We start from the raw sequence: 20967 nt of genomic DNA on the forward strand, positions 1-20967 counted from the left end.
TTTAAGGCTTTAGAGCATCCCGGAGGATGGAAACGGGGTGGTACGCTTTTCTGCCTGTTCCATCCCAGATCTGATGTCGGCAACTGGTCCCGTTGGCGGCAATTAAGGTATCCCGATCTGCCTTGGAAACTGCCGGGAATAAACGGAGTCGGCCAATCTTCATGCTGACCTCGTAATGCTCCTTTTCATATCCAAAAGAACCGGCCATCCCACAACAACCCGAATTGATGATTGTTACCTTGTAATTCTCAGGTAAATTCAAAATATCAAAGGTCACCTTCTGATCAGAAAGCGATTTTTGATGACAGTGGTTATGCACCTTCACATTTCGCCCTTCGGCGGTAAAGGAAGCAGAGGAGATTTTCCCTTTCCCGATCTCCCGGGCCAGGAATTCTTCGATCAGCAGGCTGTTATCGGAGAGTACTTTGAGTTTGTCGGTATCCAGTCGAAACCGGTGATATTCATCCCGGAAACTCAGGATGGCCGAAGGCTCCAGGCCCACAACGGGCACATCTTCCGAAATCATTGGAAACAGAGCTTCAAGGTTAGCACTGGCCAGGGACCTGGCCTGATCAAGAAAGCCTTTGGATATAAACGTTCGGCCGCTTTCCCCGAAATACAGTACGATCTCATATCCCAGGGCATGCAACAGATCTATTGCATCCTTGCCCACTTCAATGTCCAGATAGCGCGTGAATTCATCGATGTAAAGAATCAGTCTTCCGTGGTTCTCAGTTGAAAGGGCGGGTTTTGATTTCAGGTATTTTTGGAAATCAAATTTTCGGGCCGTCGGGATACTGCGTTCCGTGGCAACCCCTGATATTTTTTTCACCAGATTACCGGTAAGTTTGTTCTGCAGAAAGGCCCTGCTGAGGGCGGGAAATGCAGCGCTCATCCGGTTCGCCCGGGTGTTGTATGCAAACAGCTTGTTGCGAAATGTATACCCGTGTTCTTCCTGATATTGGTACATGAATTCGGCTTTCAGGGTAGCCACATCCACGTTGCTGGGACATTCACTGCCGCAGGCCTTGCAGCTCAGGCAGAGGTCGAATACTTCCTTGAGCTCCTCAGCATCGAACTTATTTTCCCTGGGATTATGGGTGAGAAACTCCCGGAGAGCATTGGCCCTTCCTCTGGTGGTGTCCTTTTCATTTCGCGTGGCGTGATAGCTGGGGCACATGGCGCCCCTGGCCTGTTCCGTCTTCCTGCAATCGCCACTCCCATTGCATTTCTCTGTTGCCCTTAGTATGCCTCCACTATCGCTGAAATCCAGGTGGGTCTCTATCTCTGGTTCCTGCCTTCCTACTTCATAGCGCAAAGCCTCATCCATGGGATAGGGATCCACGATCTTGCCCGGATTAAAAATGTTCTTCGGGTCGAACACTCCTTTGATCCTCCTCAGGACGTCATAATTCTCTTTCCCGATCATCATGGGTATGAATTCGGCTCTGACGATCCCATCTCCGTGCTCTCCGCTAAAAGATCCCCTGTACTTTTTGGTAAGCTCGGCCACGCGGGTTGTGATCTCCCGGAACAGTTTTACATCTTCTCGCTTTTTCAGATTCAGGATGGGGCGGAGATGTAATTCGCCCGCTCCTGCATGGGCATAATAAACCGCTTCCTGGCGATAGGCCTTCATGATGTCTGTAAATTCCCCGATAAAATCCTTCAGGTCCTCAAGGGCTACTGCCGTGTCTTCAATACAGGCCACCGCCTTCCTGTCTCCCACCATGTTCCCGAGTAAACCAAGACCGGCCTTACGGAGCTCAAGGGCACTGTTGATCTGGTCACCAAACAGCACCGGACTCGCATAGCTTCTCCCGATTTCTGAAATGGTCCTCTGAAGATCTGCAAGTTGCGCCTTAAGGTCTTCCTCCGTATGCGACCGCACTTCAAGCATCAACAAGGCAGCAGGATCCCCTTCCACAAAAAATCGGTTGGCTTGCTGGGTTTTGTTGTTCTCAGTACAATCCAGGATCACCTTATCCATCATTTCACAGGTATGCAGGTCGTGCTTCATCACAGGAGCAACATCTTCAAGGCACTTTTCCAGTGTCTCGTAATGTGTGACAACCATTGCCGAATGGGGTGGCGGCAGTTCATCCAGCTGCAGGGTGATCTCGGTAATGAAGGCCAGGGTACCCTCACTGCCGCACAGAAGTTTGCTCAAATTGATTTCAGGCTCATGACCGTCAAAAACCTGACTTTCGAGCAAGGCATCTATCGCATACCCAGTATTTCTTCTGTGAATGCTGCTCTTGGGAAACTCCCTTTGTATATTTTTTCGTATCTCTCTGTCTGACAGTATATTGTTTAATTCATTATAAATTATAGCTTCAGGATGTTTGCCTTGTGTCTTCCCCTGGAATTCATCACTTGTAAGAGACGAAAAGACGACCTCTTCCCCCGATGCCAGCAAGGTCTTGAGTGCTATGACCTTGTCTCGAGTTACGCCGTATTGGATGGAGGTCGTGCCGCTGGAATTATTGCCTACCATGCCCCCGATCATACAGCGGTTGGAGGTGGAAGTATTCGGACCGAAGAACAGGCCATGAGGTTTTAAGTATTCGTTCAGTTCATCCCGGATGACGCCCGGCTGCAGGGTTACCTGCTTCCGCTGGAGATCCAGATCCAGGATAGATGTGAAATGCCGGCTTACATCTACAACCATCCCCTCCCCCACGCATTGACCGGCCAGGGAAGTGCCTGCGGTCCTGGGGATCAACCCCAGGTGATGCTCATCCGCAAAGCCGATGATCTTTTTAAGGTCTTCAGTGTTCCTGGGATAGGCAACAGCCGATGGTAACTTTCTGTAGACGGAGGCATCCGTAGCGTACAAACTTCTCGTAAGTATGTCTGTATGCAGGGAACCCTCAAGGGAAGACTCTAATTTTTCAAAGGGGAATGCAGGCAAGAAACTGAGGTTTTAGAGGCATAAAATTAAGTTATTCTTAACATCGATACATCCTACAATCAGTAATTTTAACACTTAAAACTCCTAACTATGAAGTTATTCAAATTAACAGTTTTTATTTTCCTCACGGCGACTTGTGCCCTGAGTGCTCAGCAGATTTCAGATCATGCACTCGGGCTCAGGCTAGGTGATAGCGACGGTTTCGGGGCTGAAATATCTTATCAGAAGTCCGTTTCAATTTCCAATAGGGTTGAGATCGACCTGGGTTGGAGGGACAGCCGGAACTACGATGCATTCAAGCTAACCGGAACTTACCAGTGGGTAGAGCCCCTCGACGGGAATTTCAACTGGTTCTACGGTGTTGGTGGCGGACTTGGAAGCGTGGATTTCAACAGATGGCCTGATGGATTCGATGAGCCGGATGGCGGACTCTTCCTCTTCGGAGCCGGGGTGCTGGGAATCGAATACAATTTCAATATCCCTCTTTTGATCTCTCTCGATTTCAGGCCTGAAATAGGGTTGATAGGATATGATGACTTCTCGGATAATTTCGACTTCGATATTGCCCTGGGTCTCAGGTATCAGTTCTGATACCGTTTTAAAATACATGAAAGCCCTTAATCATAAGCATGTGTTAAGGGCTTTTTTATTGGCCCCCTTATCAGTACCTTTGGGGCGATAAATTTGAAAAATGAGATTTTTTTATACCGCATTTATTCTGTCTCTGATCCTTTGGTCCTGTTCTTCCAACAGGGACGGTTACATCATTGAAGGTTCCGTGGAAGGCGAGAACACTGAAGGCACCGAACTCACCCTCAGGAAATACGGGAACAACAACCAGCTGATCACCGTAGATTCTGCCACCGTCTCCGGTGGGAAGTTCGTTTTCGAAGGTGCTTCCATGGAAAGTCCGGAGTTGCACTACATCTTCTTCGGCCGGGGACAAGAGAATATTCCGATCATAGTAGAGAACGGGGATATAGAGATAAGTGCTCAGCGGGACAGCCTGGGATTTGCAAGGATAGGTGGGACACTGCAGAACGACCTTTTCTACGACTTCCTCAAAGGGAGCCGGGTATTGAGCAGGAAAGCCTCGTCCATGAACCAGGATATGAGAAGGGCACAGGCCAATCGGGATACAGTGACCATGAATTCTCTCAGGGAAGAGTATTTCGAATTGATGGAAGAAGCCAAGGGGTACGAACTCGATTACGTGAAAAACAATCCTGATGCGATCGTATCTGCCTTAATAATCTACAGGATACTGACGACCAAGGCCAAGACGGTTCCGGAAGTACAGGAATTATATGACGGTCTTTCCCAAGAAATTAAGTCGAGCAGCACAGGGGTCAAGATCAAGGAGACCCTGGATCGTGAATCCAGCACTTCAATCGGATCGAAGGCTCCCAATTTTTCAGCCCCATCTCCCGATGGAAAAGAACTGGCCCTTAACGACGTGCTGGGCAAGGTGACCATTGTCGATTTCTGGGCGGCCTGGTGCAGGCCCTGCAGGGCAGAAAACCCCAATGTGGTTAAAGTCTATAACAAGTACAAGGATAAAGGCCTGAGCATTCTCGGTGTATCTCTGGACCGAAATGAGAATGACTGGAAGAAAGCCATTGAGGACGACGGATTGATCTGGCACCATGTCTCCAATGTTCAATACTTCGACGAGATCGCGAAATTGTACAACGTGGATGCCATCCCTGCCACCTTTATCCTCGATGAGAACGGAATCATTGTCGCAAAGGACCTCAGGGGCGCTTCACTCGACCAGAAGATCGGGGAGTTATTGCAATAAACATGTCAAAACCAAAATAAAACCCCGATGTGTCATCGGGGTTTTTTTATTATTGAGATAAGCGCTTACAGCTTATTCCTGACATCTTCAAAGGTGCCTGTAACGGTAGCTCCATCTTCGAGTTTTACTTCACCGAATATATTGACCACCGATGCATCTCCTATAAATTCAAGAGTTGCGTTCTCTTTGAGCTCCAAATCTCCGTAAATGGTCAGATTACCTTCAATACGGAGGGTACCTCCCTTCTCTACCTGTATCTTCCTTTGCCTTCTGTTTCGTCCCACACTGAGATTTCCGTTCATGGCCATGACTGCATTTTCCTTGATATCGACATCATTGCTGACGGTCCAGGATCCGCACAGGATCAAAGAGCCCTCATCTTCAATTTTTATCGAGTTAAAACTTTTAGCTCCGCTGAATCCAAAACTTTCACCCTGGTTGATCACTAGCTTGTTGGAACCATTATATTCCGGTAGCGTAGCACATTGGGCCGAAAGACTCAAGGATAAACGGTTCAGTTTGATGATCTGAAGTCCTTCCTGTCCGGAGGCTGCAAAAGCATAGTCTCCCCGGGTTTGTACGAAGTTTATTGAACCGCCTAACTGGATCACCCCGTAAGGTTGGGCTGTATCCCCTTTGTCATCAGAAACGGAAAGACCGGCTCCACCGTTGGCCATGAGAACCATGTCCCCATTGATACCTACTGCATTATTAACTATATCCCCGGCCGGCGGCTGGAGAGGGTCGATGAGAATGGGAATATACTGCAGCAGGTTGCCTGTGTCGTATGAATACACCCCGGCTCCCTTGTTCCCTTCAGCTACTATGATCTTTTCTCCGTCAAAATCAACTGTCCTTTTGGTATACAATCCAAAATCAGAATCAATGGCGATTTCCTTTTTAGGTTTCAGATTGTCATCCAGAACACGAATCCCTAAAGCTGCATCCAGAACTGCAACCCTGTTATCAAACTTTGCCAGAGATCTGAGATCTAAATAAGGGGCTTCCTCCTTTATCGAAAGATCTTTGGTATCGTAAATAGTAATTGTTCCTGCCTTACCGCTGGTTACAAACGCTTCATTTTTGTCGATGACTACGTCAGTGGCATTATCCCCAGCCTGAAAACCGTAGATCACCCCTGCATCCGTATCCATAACCCCGCTAAATACCGGGATCTTTGTGATAAAGGAATTGGACGAAGCGGTGAAGGAGGCAGTCGCGTAAAGTCCGCCCACGGCGTATAAAAATCCTTCGTGGAACTGTAGTGAATTAATATCGGCATTAGTGTACACAATGCGCGAAGTAACCTGCGGATCATTGGGATTTCTTACGTCTATAATATCGATGGCACCCGCATAGTCCTCCCCTGCAGTATTGTAGGCCACATAGGCAAAATCGTCCTGTACGTACACATGTGCGGCGGTGAGGGAAGTGATCGGACCAAAAACTGGTGGCTTCACCTGCCCGATCAAGGTCATGGGATAGTTCCCGGCCGGTTCTTCCATGGCTTTTGAAGCCCGTTTCCCGCTTTGGTTCTGGTCAATAGAGATGTCAAGTACCCCGGCATCGTCAAAAGAGACACTTGCCGACAGGGCCACAGGATCATTTTCCTCTACAATACTCTGTCTTTGTTCGTCAATGAAAATACTGGTTTCATCAGAACAGGAAACCAGGAATAGGATCGCCAAAAAAAAGGCACCAGGTATACTTTTTCTCATAAGTAGGTATTCAAAAAGGTAATTTGGGCTCTACCCTAACGTCAAAAGTAGCCCTAAAGTATTGTAAAATCTAAAAAAATAGGTGAGTGACACACTTTTTACCCCTTATCCGCTTTTAAGGATGGGGAAATTGGGAATGCCATCATAGTTTGCCCATCTTTTCCAGGACGAAGAGAACCAGTATTGGCAGGGCCAGCAGGAAAACCATAAGGGTATCGGTAACCAGTAACTCTGGCTTAAAGAGAAGGGTGGTGACATATCCACCGATCGCCCCGCCAAAATGCGCTGTGTGGCCTATATTTCCCAACCGAGTCTTCATTCCGTAAATGGAATAGAGCATGTACAGGATCCCAAGGATATAGGCAGGCAGTGGTATGGGGATGAACATGATCCCCAGCCGCATGTCTGGTTGAAGCAGAATGGCGGCATAAAGGATCCCTGTCACAGCACCGCTTGCCCCCACCGCACTGTAATATGGTTCCTGCCTATGAAAAAAAAGGGCCAGAAGACTGCCTGCCAGTAAACTGATGAAATACATCAACAGGAATTTGGTGGCTCCAAACCAGCGGATCACCACATCGGCAAAGAAAAACAGGGTGAACATGTTGAGGAACAGGTGGCTAAGGTCGACATGCAGAAATCCTGAAGTGACCATCCTGTCTTTCTGACCTGTACGAATGGCGGCTATCCCAAATTTATACCGTTCAAAAAAAAGCCGGTCATTAAATCCTTTCAGCGAAACCAATACGTTTGCCCCGATGATCGCCAGGGTAGCCCAGTGTAGATTCATAGGAATGCCTCTGTGTTGAGAGGGGCAAATATAATTATATTTGCACATAGTCTAGGTGCATGCAATTACTCGTTTTCCTGTTGGCCTACCCCGTTCTGAGGCTGATTTCCATCCTTCCCGGACCATTGTTTTACGGCTTTTCTGACCTCGCATTCGTCCTTGTCTTTTACCTGGCCAGGTACCGAAGAAAGGTAGTGCGGGAGAACCTCTCACTTGCCTTGCCCAACGCCTCCCAAAAGGAGCGCGATCGCATCGAAAAAGCCTTTTATCGTCATCTGTGTGACCTCTTTTTGGAGATGGTAAAGACGATGGACCTGAGTAAGGAGGAAGTGGAAAAGCGTTTCAGGGTAAGGAACATCGAGGTCCTGCGCGAATTGGAAAAAGAGAGGAGTGTGCTTCTATTGTGCACCCATTACGCCAACTGGGAATGGAACACCAGCATCAACAACTACATCTCTTCTAAAGGCTTTGCCATTTACCAGAAAATTGGAAATAAATATTTCGACCGGCTTATCCGGAAGATAAGGGCCAAATGGAATACAGAACCCCTGGAACAGAAAGACACCGTAAAACGGATCATACAGAATGAAAAAGAAGGGATTCGGGGTGTTTACGGGATCGTGAACGACCAATCGCCTATGATGAGCAAGGCACAATACTGGAGTGAGTTCATGGGCATTAAGGTGCCCGTATTCATAGGGGCTGAAGGCCTGGCCCGCCGACTCGACATGGCAGTGGTTTTCCTGAAGGTCTACAAAGTGAAAAGAGGGTATTACGAAGTTGAGATTATCCCGATCACCGGTAATGGAGGCGAAACTGAAGAGTACGTAATTACGGAAGATTTCTTAAGGCTGGCCGAGGCCCAGATCCGCGAAAGACCGGAACACTACCTCTGGACCCACAGGAGGTGGAAGCACCGGGGGAAGGAACCGAATGGATAGACCTTATCAGGATGCCAGCGCTCTGATTTCGGCCATTACTCTGTCTGCCAGGGAATCCGCTTCCTCCTGGGAAGGGGCCTCGGTATAAACACGGATGATAGGCTCAGTGTTCGACTTTCGCATATGGACCCATGACTTTTCAAAGTCGATCTTCAGCCCGTCTATGGTGTTGGCGTCTTCTTCCCTGTACTTATCTTCCATCTTTTTCAGGATAGAATCTACATCGATTTCAGGGGTGAGCTCTATTTTCTTCTTGCTCATAAAATAGGACGGGTAGCTCTTTCGCAGATCGCTTACCTTCACCTTTTTCTCTGCCAGTAACATTAGGAAAAGGGCAGTACCCACCAGGGCATCCCTTCCGAAGTGACTTTCGGGATAGATGATCCCACCGTTGCCCTCTCCCCCGATGACAGCACGGGATTCCTTCATCTGTGCGACCACATTCACCTCTCCTACCGCAGCAGCCGTATAGGTGCCTTTGTGTTTCTCGGTGACGTCTCTCAACGCCCGGGTAGAGGAAAGGTTGGATACCGTATTACCCGGGGTTTTCCCCAGGACGTAATCTGCACAGGCCACCAGGGTGTATTCCTCCCCGAACATCTCCCCGTCTTCGGCTATAAATGCCAGCCTGTCTACATCGGGGTCCACGACAATGCCAAGGTCGGCATTCTCACGTACTACAAGTTCGCATATGTCTTTCAAATGTTCCTTCAGTGGCTCTGGATTATGGGGAAAATGACCATTGGGCTCGCAATAGAGTTCAATGACCTCTACGCCCAGTTCCTTCAGGAGCTTAGGCATCACGATCCCCCCGGTGGAGTTCACCCCATCTACAACCACCTTGAATTTTGCTTTGGCAATAGTGTCCCTGTCTACCAGCGGGAGGTCCAGGACCTCGTCTATATGAATATCAAAATAGGAATCATTTACTGTCAATTGGCCCAGATCGTCGACCTGAGCAAAAGTGAAATCTTCCTTTTCAGCCAGGGAAAGGATGGTTTCCCCTTCTGCGGCATTAAGGAATTCACCTCGGGCGTTGAGCAGTTTGAGAGCATTCCATTGTTTTGGGTTGTGACTGGCCGTCAGGATGATACCGCCATCAGCCTTTTCAAGGGGCACAGCGATCTCGACAGTAGGGGTGGTAGACAAGCTGAGGTCTATCACATCAATCCCCATCCCTATCAGGGTGGAACTTACCAGATTCTGGATCATCTCCCCTGATATCCGGGCATCTCTGCCGATCACTACCTTTAGTTTTTTACCGGGTTGCTGCTGGGTCAGAAAGGCTCCGTAGGCCGCTGCAAATTTAACTGCATCCAGTGGGGTGAGGTTGTCTCCGGTCTGGCCACCGATTGTTCCGCGTATGCCGGATATGGATTTGATCAAGGTCATTTATAAAAAGTTTTTGCAAATATAAAGGTCTGGTCGGGTTTCCATCCTTTGTATTTGTAAATTCGGGCAATGAATTTTCTCGCACATATTTATCTGTCTTTTGGTAATGAGGAAGTCAGTATCGGAAACTTTATCGCCGACAGTATCCGGGGGAATCGATACAAACACCTGCCGGAGAAAATACAACAGGGAATTTTACTGCACAGGGCCATAGACACTTATACAGATGCCCACCCTGTATACAGGAGAAGCAGCAGAAGACTTCACAAAAACCACAGTCATTACAGCAGGGTGATCGTGGATGTTTTCTACGACCATTTCCTGGCGGCCAACTGGGAACAATACTCAAAGGAAGGCCTGGAGAAGTATGCTGGCAAGTTTTACGCCCTTCTGAACGAGAATTACGACATACTCCCTGAGCACACCAAACATCTGATGCCCTACATGATACGCGATAACTGGCTGGTCAACTACGCCTCTGTGGAAGGCATTGACCGGGTCCTGAAGGGGCTCTACAGAAGGACCGGCAGGAAAAGCAATATGGACAGGGCTGCAGATGACCTTCTCAAACACTACGACGTTTTCAGGGAAGAGTTCACCCTGTTCTTTTCGGATTTAATTATCTTTTCGCGAGAAAAATTTGAAAGCATCACTAATTCTTCCTCAGAATGATATACCTCAGAGATTATACTGACAGTAAGTTAAGCCGGGTACTGATCTATAGTGTACTTGCTCTGCTACTCGTTTCGGGCATTCAATGCCGAAGAGCTCCGGCCAACCCTACAGGCCTTATTACGGAAAAAGCCATGGTCGTATCGGCCAGGGAAGAAGCATCCGCCATAGGTGCCGCCATTCTGGAGAGTGGAGGCAATGCTTTTGATGCCATGGTCGCCACCGAGCTGGCCCTGGCAGTTGCCTATCCTTATGCCGGTAACCTTGGGGGAGGCGGTTTTATGGTATATCGAAAAAGTGACGGGGACGTTGGAGCGCTGGACTACAGGGAAAAAGCCCCTCTCTCGGCTACGGAGGATATGTATCTGGATTCCCTGGGGAATGTCATTCCTGGGATGAGCACAAATGGTGCAACGGCGGTTGGGGTTCCCGGTACCATTGCAGGAGTATTTGAGGTCCACAGAAAATTCGGGAGTATCCCCATGGAGCGCATCCTGGATCCCGTGATCGCACTGGCCGAGAAAGGAGTCGTCGTTACCGAAAAACAGGCGGATAGGCTGGAGAGGTACCGGGATCAGATCATTGAGATAAGCGGAGAGGAAACCCTTTTTTATACCAAATGCCAAAAAGGGGATACCCTTAAATATCAAAGTCTGGCCAACACCCTCAAAAGGATACGGGAGAACGGGAGAGATGAATTTTACAGAGGAGAAACAGCCCGAAAACTCGCGGCTTTTATTCAGGAAAAGGGGGGCTTTATCACCGAGGAGGACCTCGCTTCCTATGAGGCTGTCTGGAGGCAACCCATCATTTTTAACTACAAGGACCTCAGGATCATCAGTATGAGTCCGCCCAGCAGTGGTGGGGTCACCATAAACCAGATCTTCAAGATGATCGAACCTTACGACATCGGAGATTATGGTCACAATTCCGCGGAGGCAATTCAATTACTCACGGAAGCTTTCAGAAGGGCTTATGCCGATCGTAATTTCTATCTGGGAGATCCTGACTTTGTGGAGATACCACTCGACTTCCTTCTCCAGGAAAGCTATCTCAGGGAACGTATGAGTGATTTTACATTAGACCGTGCTACTAAGTCGGAGGCCGTTTCCCACGGGACGGTAGAGATCCTGGAAAGTGCCGAGACCACTCATTATTCTATTGTCGATGCCATGGGGAACGCGGTTTCTGTCACCACCACACTCAATGGGGCCTATGGCTCCAAACTGTACTGTGACGAACTGGGCTTCTTCCTGAATAACGAAATGGACGATTTCAGTTCAAAACCGGGAGTTCCGAACATGTTCGGCCTGATCGGGGCTAATGCCAACAGTATTGCACCAGAAAAAAGGATGCTGAGCAGCATGACCCCGACTATTGTCGAAAAGGATGGCGCTTTATGGCTGGTGGTGGGTACACCGGGAGGTTCTACCATCATCACAGCCGTGGCTCAAACCATATTAAATGCCTATGAGTTCAACCTGAGCATGCAACAGTCCGTCGAAGCACCGAGGTTCCATCACCAGTGGTTGCCGGATTACATCATCTTTGAACCCGACGGCTTTCCTGAAAGGACTAAGGATCTGCTGCGGTCAAAGGGATATGAGATCAACGAAGAGCGCACTCCTGTGATCGGTAAGGTCGATGCCATTCGCGTGCTGCCTGATGGCCGACTCGAAGGAGGGGCAGATCCCAGGGGTGATGACAAGGCTATTGGGTATTAATCGTGAAATGTCTTAGAATCACAGGCCAGTGAAAAAATGGATTAAGCGACTATTTGGTATACTGATTATTCTGATCCTGCTGCTTAGTGGGATTTACTTCCTCTATTTCAATGACCCTGTCCCTGTCGGAACTTCCCCCGAAAAGGCAGATGCTCTGGCACGGGATATGCTGGAGGCTCTGAATGCAGAGGCTTACAACGAATCCCGGTACCTCACCTGGACCTACAGGGGCGGGAGAAACCAATACCGCTGGGATAAGACCATGGGGAAGGTGGAGATGTCATGGGGGGAGTATTCCGGGAAGATCGATCTGGTTTCCCCTGAAAAAAGCACAGTAAAAAAAGAAGGACGTCCCTTGCAGGGAGAACAGCTGAAGAAAGTTACGGAGGAAGCCATCGCTAACTTCAACAACGATTCCTTTTGGTTAGTGGCCCCCTACAAAGTCTTCGATAAGGGCACGAAGCGAAGGCTGGTCGACATGCCGGATGGCCAGACCGGGTTGCTGGTTACCTATACCCAGGGAGGAGATACGCCGGGAGATTCCTACTTATGGGAATTGAACGATGAGTTGTTTCCGGTAAAATTCAGGATGTGGGTTCAGATCCTTCCCCTGAAAGGAATGTCAGCCACCTGGGAAGGTTGGCAAAAGACAGAAAGTGGCGCCTGGTTACCCCAATTTCACAAGGTAGGTCCGTTGACTTTGGATTTGGGAGAAGTCTCTGCTGCCAGATAGCCTATGCCTTCAGTTGTTTTTTCAATTCTTCCATGGATTGCTGGAGCTGGCGCAGGAGGCCGTTCTCGGTGGTCGCATCCACCCCGAAGGTGATCTTGCTGCTCACCTGCCAAACCTCCTGTATCTGGTAGGGTTCTATTTCATAAGGTGGATAGGATTCGTTCAGGGAGATCAACAGGATCTTATTGGAATTCGGAGGCCTTTCGATCTTTTTCACCATCACTGAATCCTGCAGGACCACTACGTATATCTTATTGGAATTGATATCACTGAGGTCTTCCACAGCCCGTGCAAGCACCCATTCACCCGGTTTCAGGTTGGGGAGCATACTGTCTCCTTCTACCTGAAAACCCCTGTAGGTGGCATTACGGAACTCCGGGATGGGAAGATCAAAGGCAGGTAGCTGTCGGTACCAGCTGGTATCATGTATGTTCTGAGGATATCCGGCTGCGGCTTTTGCATTGACAAGGACCATGTTCTCCCTGTCAGAGGAATCTACGGTGACCACCTTGGGGATTACACTGGTACCGGAGGCTTCAATATATTGTTGCTCGCTTTCCCCGTACAACCAAAGGGGATTCACTTTAAACTGTTTCAGCAGGGCGGCTACGACCTTCCCGGAGAGTTTTGTCCTTCCCCTTTCAATATCTGCAGTGGTACTGGATACCCCGATCAGGGTAGCGAATTCTGCCTGTGTATAGCCCAGTTCCCTCCTGAGATCAGTAAACCTTTTGATAGTCAATTCATTTTCCATGGTGCCTGAATTTGGACATTAATCAATAACTCCTCTGCTCAAAGATAGGAAATTTGGATAATATCCAAAATAAATTAGGAATATTTCCATATTATGGAATATATCCATATATTTGGAATATGTACAACTCAGGGCGACCTGAAAACAAATATGAAGGATATGGATTCCGAAGCAGCAGTTCACTTTTACGACGGTAGTTTTAACGGTTTTCTTACTGTACTTTATGACATCGAGCAACGCGGTTTGGCTGTAGAAATACTGAAGAAGAAAGAAAAAGCGGAAGATGCCCTGTTTCCCGATCCCAGCTTTATAGAAACACGCCTGAAACACGCGAGGATCTTATGGGAGCAATTGAGGATTGACAATTACAGCGCCCTGAAGACCCTGTATTTTGCCTTTATGAGTAAGGAAAGGAATCTGGAAAAACCCCTCTTGGATTTTTATTATTCCTGGAGAAAAAACAGAGACGCTAAAAGGAATATCATGTACGATAACCGTTTTCATGAAATTTTTAACCTGGCTGCGGATGTCGAAAAGGAAAAAATCCAAACTGAGCGTAAGTTGACAGGTCATCAGGATCCTGAAACACCCACCATTCGTTATATTAAACCCAGGCACAACATTCTTCCTCTGATCTCTAAACGCATGAGGACCCGGTTTCGAAATAGTGAATGGTACATTTTTGATATGAGAAGGAAATACGGGCTTCACCACTGTAATGGTAGCATTGCCTTCGTACCCTTCCGGCCTGAATTCCTGAAAGAAGAGAATATTAATTCAGTACCGTCAGGAACTTCAAAATTTCCTTTCCTGCTTCATAACGAAGAGTCTAAAGCCTCTGCGGCTGTTGCTTGATTTCATGAAAGCATGATTGATTTGATCAATGAAATGATTAAAGATTTAGTCATGTCAGACCCTCTTAAATTAAAATGGAATTAACATGGAGGGGTCTGTGCTCGCTTCATTTTTAGGAATCAAAAGAGTACCTTTGCCACTTTGCCTCTTTTCATGACAAAATTCGAAGAACACATAGAAGTAAAAGGTGCCCGTGTTCACAATCTCAAGGACATTGATGTAAGTATTCCCAGGGAAAAACTGGTAGTCATTACCGGTCTTTCGGGCAGTGGCAAGTCTTCCCTCGCCTTCGATACTATTTACGCGGAAGGGCAGAGGCGTTATATCGAGACCTTCTCGGCTTATGCCAGGCAGTTTTTGGGAGGACTGGAAAGGCCCGATGTGGATAAGATCGATGGTTTGTCACCGGTGATCGCTATCGAACAGAAGACCACTTCTAAATCCCCTCGCTCGACTGTAGGTACTATCACCGAGGTCTATGACTTTTTAAGACTGCTCTACGCAAGGGCGGCCGACGCCTATAGCTACAAGACAGGTGAAAAGATGGTCAGCTATTCCGATGAGCAGATCCGGGAACTCATCCTTACCTCCTTTTCCGGAAAACGGATCAATATCCTGGCACCCGTTGTCAAATCCAGGAAGGGGCATTACCGGGAACTGTTTGAACAGATCGCCAAACAGGGGTTTGTAAAGGTCAGGGTTGACGGAGAATTACTGGATCTCCGCAAGGGAATGAAAGTCGACCGGTACAAAACACATGATATTGAGATCGTGATAGACCGCCTGGCCGTCACCGATGATCCGGAGGTGGAAAAAAGGCTATCGGAATCGATTAACACAGCCATGTACAGCGGCAACGACACCCTGATGGTCCTGGCCGAAGGGGAAAGTGAGCCCAGGTATTTCAGTCGGGATCTTATGTGCCCCTCCACCGGGATCTCCTACCCTACCCCCGAACCCAATACGTTTTCCTTCAATTCGCCAAAAGGGATGTGCGAGGAATGCAACGGCTTGGGTCACACCTACCAGATCAATGAACACAAGATCTTCCCTGACCGAATGCTGTCCATCGCGGCAGGAGGTATCGCTCCCCTGGGGGAATACAAGAAATCGTGGGCCTTTAAACAGCTGGAGACCATAGCAAAACGCTATGAGTTCGACCTTAAGGATCCCATCTCCAAAATACCGGCCGAAGCCATGGAGGTCATTTTGTACGGAGGGCAGGAACGCTTTGTGGTGGATTCCAAATCCCTGGGTGTCAGGCGAGATTACACGATTGACTACGAAGGGATCGCTCATTTTATCAGGAATCAGTTCAACAGTTCGGATTCTACTTCCATAAAGCGATGGGCCAAGGAATACATGGACAAGATCAGATGCCCGCAATGCCAGGGTACTCGCCTGCAGAAAGCCTCCCTTAATTTCAGGATAGGAGAAAAGAACATAGCCGAACTCGCGGCTCTGGACATAGCCGAGTTGGCTGTATTCTTCGAGAATCTGGAAAAGAATCTAAGTGGGAATCAGAAGATCATTGCCGAGGAGATCATCAAAGAGATCAGAAGCAGGGTACAGTTTCTCCTCGATGTTGGACTGGATTACCTCTCCCTGAACAGGCCTTCAAAATCCCTGTCTGGGGGAGAAGCTCAGAGAATTCGATTAGCCACTCAAATCGGTTCACAACTGGTTGGTGTCCTCTACATCCTCGACGAACCCAGTATCGGACTCCACCAGAGAGACAATGGCCGACTGATAAGGTCCTTGCTGGCTCTCAGGGATATAGGGAATTCCATCATCGTTGTGGAACACGATAAAGACATGATCAAAAGTGCAGATCATGTGATCGATATAGGTCCCCGGGCCGGAAAACACGGAGGGGAGATCATTTCAGAAGGCACCCCTGCCGAATTGAAACAGCACGACACCCTTACAGCCGACTATCTGACGGGGAAGAAAGAGATCCCCGTCCCCAAGCGCAGAAGGGAAGGCAATGGAAAACATATCGTCCTGGAAGGCTGTACGGGAAACAACCTGAAAAATATCTCTGTTTCCTTCCCGCTTGGAAAAATGATAGGTGTCACCGGCGTTTCAGGGAGCGGAAAATCGACCCTTGTGAATGAGACCCTGTACCCCATCATGAATGCCCACTATTTCAATGGGGTGAAGAAACCTATGCCGTATAAAAGGATAAAAGGGCTGGAACATATCGACAAGGTCATCGACATCAACCAGTCGCCCATCGGCAGGACCCCGAGATCTAATCCGGCCACCTACACAGGAGTGTTCAGTGAGATCAGGTCACTGTTTACAAAAACTCCGGAAGCGGCCATTCGCGGGTATAAACCGGGGCGGTTTAGTTTTAATGTCAAGGGAGGTCGATGCGAAACCTGTCAGGGAGGAGGCCTCCGGGTGATCGAGATGAATTTTTTGCCCGACGTGTATGTGGAATGTGAGACCTGTTACGGGAAACGATTTAACAGGGAAACCCTTGAAATTCGATACAAGGGAAAATCCATAGCAGACGTGCTGGACATGACCATTGACGAAGCTGTGGAGTTCTTTGAGAACATCCCAAAGATCTACAGAAAACTCAAGACGATTCAGGATGTGGGATTGGGATATATTTCCCTTGGGCAGCAATCCACGACTCTGTCCGGAGGTGAAGCCCAACGGGTGAAACTGGCCACGGAATTGTCAAAAAGGGACACGGGAAACACTTTTTACATCCTGGATGAACCCACCACAGGTCTGCATTTTGAGGATATCCGGGTCCTGATGGACGTATTGAACCGGCTGGTCGACAAGGGTAATACCATCCTCATCATCGAACACAATATGGATGTGATCAAAATGGCAGACCATATTATCGATATCGGTTACGAAGGCGGCAGAGGGGGTGGTATGATCGTGGCCGAAGGAACGCCGGAAGAAGTGTCAGCCGATGAAAAGAGTTATACCGCACAATTTTTAAGAAGGGAATTAGATCCGGCACTGAGCCATTGAAATAGTTTTACGACATTTATAATGTATAGCCGGAAACCGCGTTTTAAGGCATAGAGGTATGAGAAAGGAGAAACATCACAAAGGCTGGAACGAGATCAAGACCAATGACTCATGGGCGATCTTCAAGATCATGGGAGAATTTGTCAATGGTTTTGAGAAAATGAGTGCTATCGGGCCATGCGTGACCATATTTGGATCAGCCCGGACCAAACCGGGTGATGTGTTTTATGAAATGGCCGTGCAAATCGCCAAGAAAGTGGCCGAGGCGGGTTATGGGATCATCACCGGTGGCGGACCCGGGATCATGGAGGCCGGAAATAAAGGAGCCCATCTGGCCGGAGGAACGTCCGTGGGCCTGAATATTGAACTCCCTTTTGAACAGCATGACAATCCTTATATCGATAATGACAAAAGCCTGGATTTTGACTACTTCTTCGTTCGGAAGGTGATGTTTGTCAAGTATTCCCAGGGATTCGTGGTAATGCCTGGCGGGTTTGGCACTCTGGATGAACTCTTTGAAGCGATTACCCTGATACAGACCAATAAGATCGGAAGATTCCCTATCATTCTGGTGGGTTCTGAATTCTGGTCAGGACTTATGGATTGGATCAGGAATACCATGCTGGAAGCAAAAAATATCAGTCCGGAAGACCTCGACCTGGTCAAGATGGCCGATTCGGCAGAGGAAGTTGTGGACATCATCGATGCATTCTACAAGGGACACACCCTCAGTCCAAATTTCTAATCCCCTATGAGGCCAAAAGGCAGTATTTTATGCTTTGTTTGTCTTTGTCTGGTCCTCCTGCTAGGACCTGGCTGTGCCTTCGCCCAACACATCAATATTCTCAAAGCTGAACTGGATCCGGATACAAGGGAGATCGAGATACAGCAGGAGTTTACCTACCAGAACGATTCTCAGGACACCCTGGCCGTACTCTATTTCAACGACTGGGCCCATTCATATTCCAGTAAGAAGACAGATCTGGCCAGGAGATTTGCAGAGGATTTTAAGAAAAGTCTGCATCTGGCCAAGGCAGATGAGAGGGGTTCAACGCGCATCTTTGGAATGTCAGATTTTGAATTCCGCAACCTGAACTGGAAGCGAACGCCTAAAAGGGACCTTATAGAAATTCAACTCAATCGCCCGCTTCCTCCGGGTGCCTCTGTCAAAATGTATCTTACCTATACGGTCACACTTCCCCCAAATAAATACACCCCTTATGGCTATGATCCCAGAGGGGGATACTATTTAAAGGACTGGTACCTGACCCCGGCCGTTTACGAGGATGACTGGCAGTTGTATTCCAACAAGAATCTGGAGGATCTGTATACCGGTATCACCAATACAACCATCACCCTCACCTACCCCGAGAACCTGTTCCTGGGTACCAATTACAACGAGGTCAACATTACCTCCTATCCTGCCAAACAGGTCGCTACTCTTAAAGGAGTTGGAAGGAAAAGCGGGGATGTGATCCTGAATTCTTCCCGTAAGTTCATCAAGCACGTGACCCCCTATCTCATAGTTGTCACCGATATCCGGTCCCCTAAATATGATGAAATATCCCAGGGGATCTCCATAAACCGTATCACCCAGTTCATACATGAAAACCTCGGAGACTATCCCTACGAACAACTCCTGGTGAGCGAAACGGACTTTAACAAGAATCCCCTCTACGGGCTCAATCAATTGCCATCATTTATCAGGCCTTACGAAGAGCAATTCCAGTTCGAGATGAAATTCCTGAAGACCGCCCTTTTGAGTCAGCTACGCGAAACCCTCTTCCTGAACCCCCGGAAGGAGCAATGGGTAACAGATGCCATCGTCAATTACCTCATGATCCGATTTGTACAAACCTACTACCCTGATCAGAAGCTCCTGGGAAAATTGTCTTCCATTTGGCCCGTGAGTACCTTCACCCTGGCCCAAATGTCCTTCAATGATCAGTATCCGTTTTTATACATGCTTACAGCCAGGAAGAACCTGGATCAGCGGCTGACCACCTCCAACGATTCCCTGATCAAATTCAACCAGAAGATCGCCAACACCTACAAGGCAGGACTGGGCCTGGCCTATCTGGCGGCCTATACGGAAAGGGAGGAAGTAGATAAAAGCATAGAGCAATTCTACAACACCTACAAACTTAAACCGGTGACCCCTTCTGATTTCAGGAGGGTCGTGGAATCCAATGTTTCCCGTGACGTATCCTGGTTTTTCGACACCTATGTGGAAACAGATAAACGGATCGATTTCAAGATCAAGCGGGTAGACAAGCTGGAAGATACCCTGGCCGTAGTACTGAAAAATAAAAGCGGAACCAATGTGCCTATCTCCCTTTTTGGTCTGAAGAATGACAGCGTGATCTCCAATTACTGGTTTTCAAATATTACAGGGATCGACACAGTCCTTATTCCCGACCGGGAGGAAGATCGACTCGTCCTTAACTACGATCAGAACATCCCGGAATTCAACCAGAGGGACAACTGGAAATCCCTGAGCGGCTTTTTCTCCAGTAACAAGAAGCTAAAACTTCAATTCCTGAAAGACGCAGAAAATCCGTATTACAACCAGTTGTTCTACATGCCGGTGGCGGGCTTTAACGTATATGACGGGATCTCACCGGGAATCAGGTTTTCCAATAAGACGTTGCTGGAAAGGCCTTTTATTTTCAGTTTGGCCCCTTCATTCGCACTCAAAGAACGATCCCTTGTCGGGGTTGCCGGGTTCAACTACCGTAAATACCTTAGAAAAAGTGGTCTCTATGTAGCGAATTACAGTCTCAACATGTCTAGTTTTCACTTTCAGACCAATTCGCGCTACAGCACTGTCACGCCTGCTTTCGGACTTGGCTGGAGGCCGGACGACCTCATTTCAAATGAACGCCGGTCCCTGGTTTTTAGATACGTGAATGTTTTTAGGGATATAGATCCTTCCCTTGTCATTGAGACCGACCCGGATTACAGTGTCTTCAACGTTCGGTACAATCATTACAACAATGATATCATCGATTTCTTCTCATGGTTCGTGGATGGGCAGCATTCGGCGGATTTCTCTAAATTGTCTCTCAATTTTGAGTATCGCAAGCTCTTTGATAACAATACCCAACTCAATCTCAGGTTTTTCGCGGGTAAATTTCTGAGAAATGAGACCAATTCGGATTTCTTCAGTTTTGCCCTCGACCGGCCTACCGATTATCTCTTTGATTACGATTATTTGGGTCGATCTGAAGAATCGGGAATAACGAGTCAGCAGATCATCATAGCCGAGGGGGGATTTAAATCACAGTTAGAAAACCCCTTTGCCAACGACTGGCTGGTTACGACCAATGCCAGTGTAAACCTGTGGCGATGGATAGAATTCTACGGTGATCTCGGCCTGGTAAAGAACAGAGGGATCGATACCAGATTTGTATATGATTCCGGGATCCGGCTCAACCTGGTCACTGATTATTTCGAATTGTATTTCCCGATTTACTCCAACAACGGATGGGAGATCGCACAACCCGCATACGATGAAAAGATAAGATTTCTCGTGACCCTAAGCCCGAAAACACTGATAGGGCTGTTTACCCGTAAGTGGTTTTAAACATTAACATATTCTTAATTTTTATCGGCTTCTATTGTGTAGTTCACAATATTTTCTTATCTCAGTGAATTTTATTGACATATTGTT

At 47.9% G+C, this 20967-nt stretch carries 15 protein-coding genes; 10 read left to right on the forward strand and 5 right to left on the reverse strand.

Annotation, left to right across the window (positions count from 1 at the left end; all coding sequences use genetic code 11):
* Position 1 precedes the first annotated feature (1 nt).
* Positions 2–2914, reverse strand: a complete 2913-nt coding sequence (locus IEV19_RS01635; RefSeq protein WP_188368965.1) for an FAD-binding and (Fe-S)-binding domain-containing protein — start codon at positions 2912–2914, stop codon at positions 2–4.
* A 90-nt stretch (positions 2915–3004) separates the two neighbouring features.
* On the opposite strand from IEV19_RS01635, the gene IEV19_RS01640 reads away from it, so the two are divergent.
* Entirely contained in the window at positions 3005–3505 is a 501-nt protein-coding gene (locus IEV19_RS01640) for a hypothetical protein (RefSeq protein WP_188368966.1), read from the forward strand.
* A 100-nt stretch (positions 3506–3605) separates the two neighbouring features.
* Positions 3606–4715, forward strand: a complete 1110-nt coding sequence (locus IEV19_RS01645; RefSeq protein WP_188368967.1) for a TlpA disulfide reductase family protein — start codon at positions 3606–3608, stop codon at positions 4713–4715.
* A gap of 65 nt (positions 4716–4780) precedes the next feature.
* Here the strand turns inward: IEV19_RS01645 and IEV19_RS01650 are convergent, their stop codons facing one another.
* Together IEV19_RS01650 and IEV19_RS01655 are read right to left on the reverse strand one after the other, a co-directional pair.
* Positions 4781–6433 carry an LVIVD repeat-containing protein gene (locus IEV19_RS01650; RefSeq protein ID WP_188368968.1) on the reverse strand — a complete coding sequence of 551 codons (1653 nt, stop codon included), beginning with the start codon at positions 6431–6433 and terminating at the stop codon, positions 4781–4783.
* A 142-nt stretch (positions 6434–6575) separates the two neighbouring features.
* The gene (locus IEV19_RS01655) at positions 6576–7223 is read right to left on the reverse strand and encodes a rhomboid family intramembrane serine protease (RefSeq protein WP_188368969.1); all 648 of its coding nucleotides are present in this window, start codon (positions 7221–7223) and stop codon (positions 6576–6578) included.
* A 59-nt stretch (positions 7224–7282) separates the two neighbouring features.
* On the opposite strand from IEV19_RS01655, the gene IEV19_RS01660 reads away from it, so the two are divergent.
* On the forward strand, positions 7283–8164 hold the full coding sequence (locus IEV19_RS01660; RefSeq protein WP_188368970.1) for a lysophospholipid acyltransferase family protein: 882 nt from the start codon (positions 7283–7285) through the stop codon (positions 8162–8164).
* Between the two features lie 6 nt (positions 8165–8170).
* Here IEV19_RS01660 and glmM read toward each other — a convergent pair whose 3' ends face one another.
* Positions 8171–9556, reverse strand: coding sequence for a phosphoglucosamine mutase (glmM, locus tag IEV19_RS01665; RefSeq protein ID WP_188368971.1), 1386 nt, complete (start codon positions 9554–9556; stop codon positions 8171–8173).
* A gap of 69 nt (positions 9557–9625) precedes the next feature.
* Here glmM and IEV19_RS01670 point away from each other — a divergent pair, with 69 nt between their 5' ends.
* From IEV19_RS01670 to IEV19_RS01680, 3 genes are read left to right on the forward strand one after another with little or no spacing between them, the layout of a single operon-like run.
* Complete coding sequence (locus tag IEV19_RS01670; RefSeq protein ID WP_188368972.1) at positions 9626–10228, forward strand: acyl carrier protein phosphodiesterase; 603 nt, start codon at positions 9626–9628, stop codon at positions 10226–10228.
* Positions 10225–11952 (forward strand): gamma-glutamyltransferase, encoded by a 1728-nt coding sequence (gene ggt, locus IEV19_RS01675; protein WP_188368973.1) that lies wholly within the window; start codon positions 10225–10227, stop codon positions 11950–11952. Before IEV19_RS01670 ends, ggt begins: the two co-directional genes overlap by 4 nt.
* 28 nt (positions 11953–11980) lie before the next feature.
* Positions 11981–12685 (forward strand): hypothetical protein, encoded by a 705-nt coding sequence (locus tag IEV19_RS01680; RefSeq protein ID WP_188368974.1) that lies wholly within the window; start codon positions 11981–11983, stop codon positions 12683–12685.
* Position 12686: 1 nt separating this feature from the next.
* Here IEV19_RS01680 and IEV19_RS01685 read toward each other — a convergent pair whose 3' ends face one another.
* Positions 12687–13439 (reverse strand): XRE family transcriptional regulator, encoded by a 753-nt coding sequence (locus IEV19_RS01685; protein ID WP_188368975.1) that lies wholly within the window; start codon positions 13437–13439, stop codon positions 12687–12689.
* 159 nt (positions 13440–13598) lie between these two features.
* On the opposite strand from IEV19_RS01685, the gene IEV19_RS01690 reads away from it, so the two are divergent.
* The 4 genes from IEV19_RS01690 to IEV19_RS01705 all read left to right on the forward strand — a co-directional run bounded on the left by IEV19_RS01690 (position 13599) and on the right by IEV19_RS01705 (position 20880).
* Entirely contained in the window at positions 13599–14294 is a 696-nt protein-coding gene (locus tag IEV19_RS01690; protein ID WP_188368976.1) for a DUF4130 domain-containing protein, read from the forward strand.
* 153 nt (positions 14295–14447) lie between these two features.
* On the forward strand, positions 14448–17294 hold the full coding sequence (gene uvrA, locus IEV19_RS01695; protein WP_188368977.1) for an excinuclease ABC subunit UvrA: 2847 nt from the start codon (positions 14448–14450) through the stop codon (positions 17292–17294).
* Positions 17295–17352: 58 nt separating this feature from the next.
* Positions 17353–18039, forward strand: a complete 687-nt coding sequence (locus IEV19_RS01700; protein ID WP_188368978.1) for an LOG family protein — start codon at positions 17353–17355, stop codon at positions 18037–18039.
* A gap of 6 nt (positions 18040–18045) precedes the next feature.
* The gene (locus IEV19_RS01705; RefSeq protein ID WP_229732448.1) at positions 18046–20880 is read left to right on the forward strand and encodes a gluzincin family metallopeptidase; all 2835 of its coding nucleotides are present in this window, start codon (positions 18046–18048) and stop codon (positions 20878–20880) included.
* Positions 20881–20967 lie beyond the last annotated feature (87 nt).

The organism is Muriicola marianensis, assembly GCF_014638095.1.
GTDB lineage: Bacteria > Bacteroidota > Bacteroidia > Flavobacteriales > Flavobacteriaceae > Muriicola > Muriicola marianensis.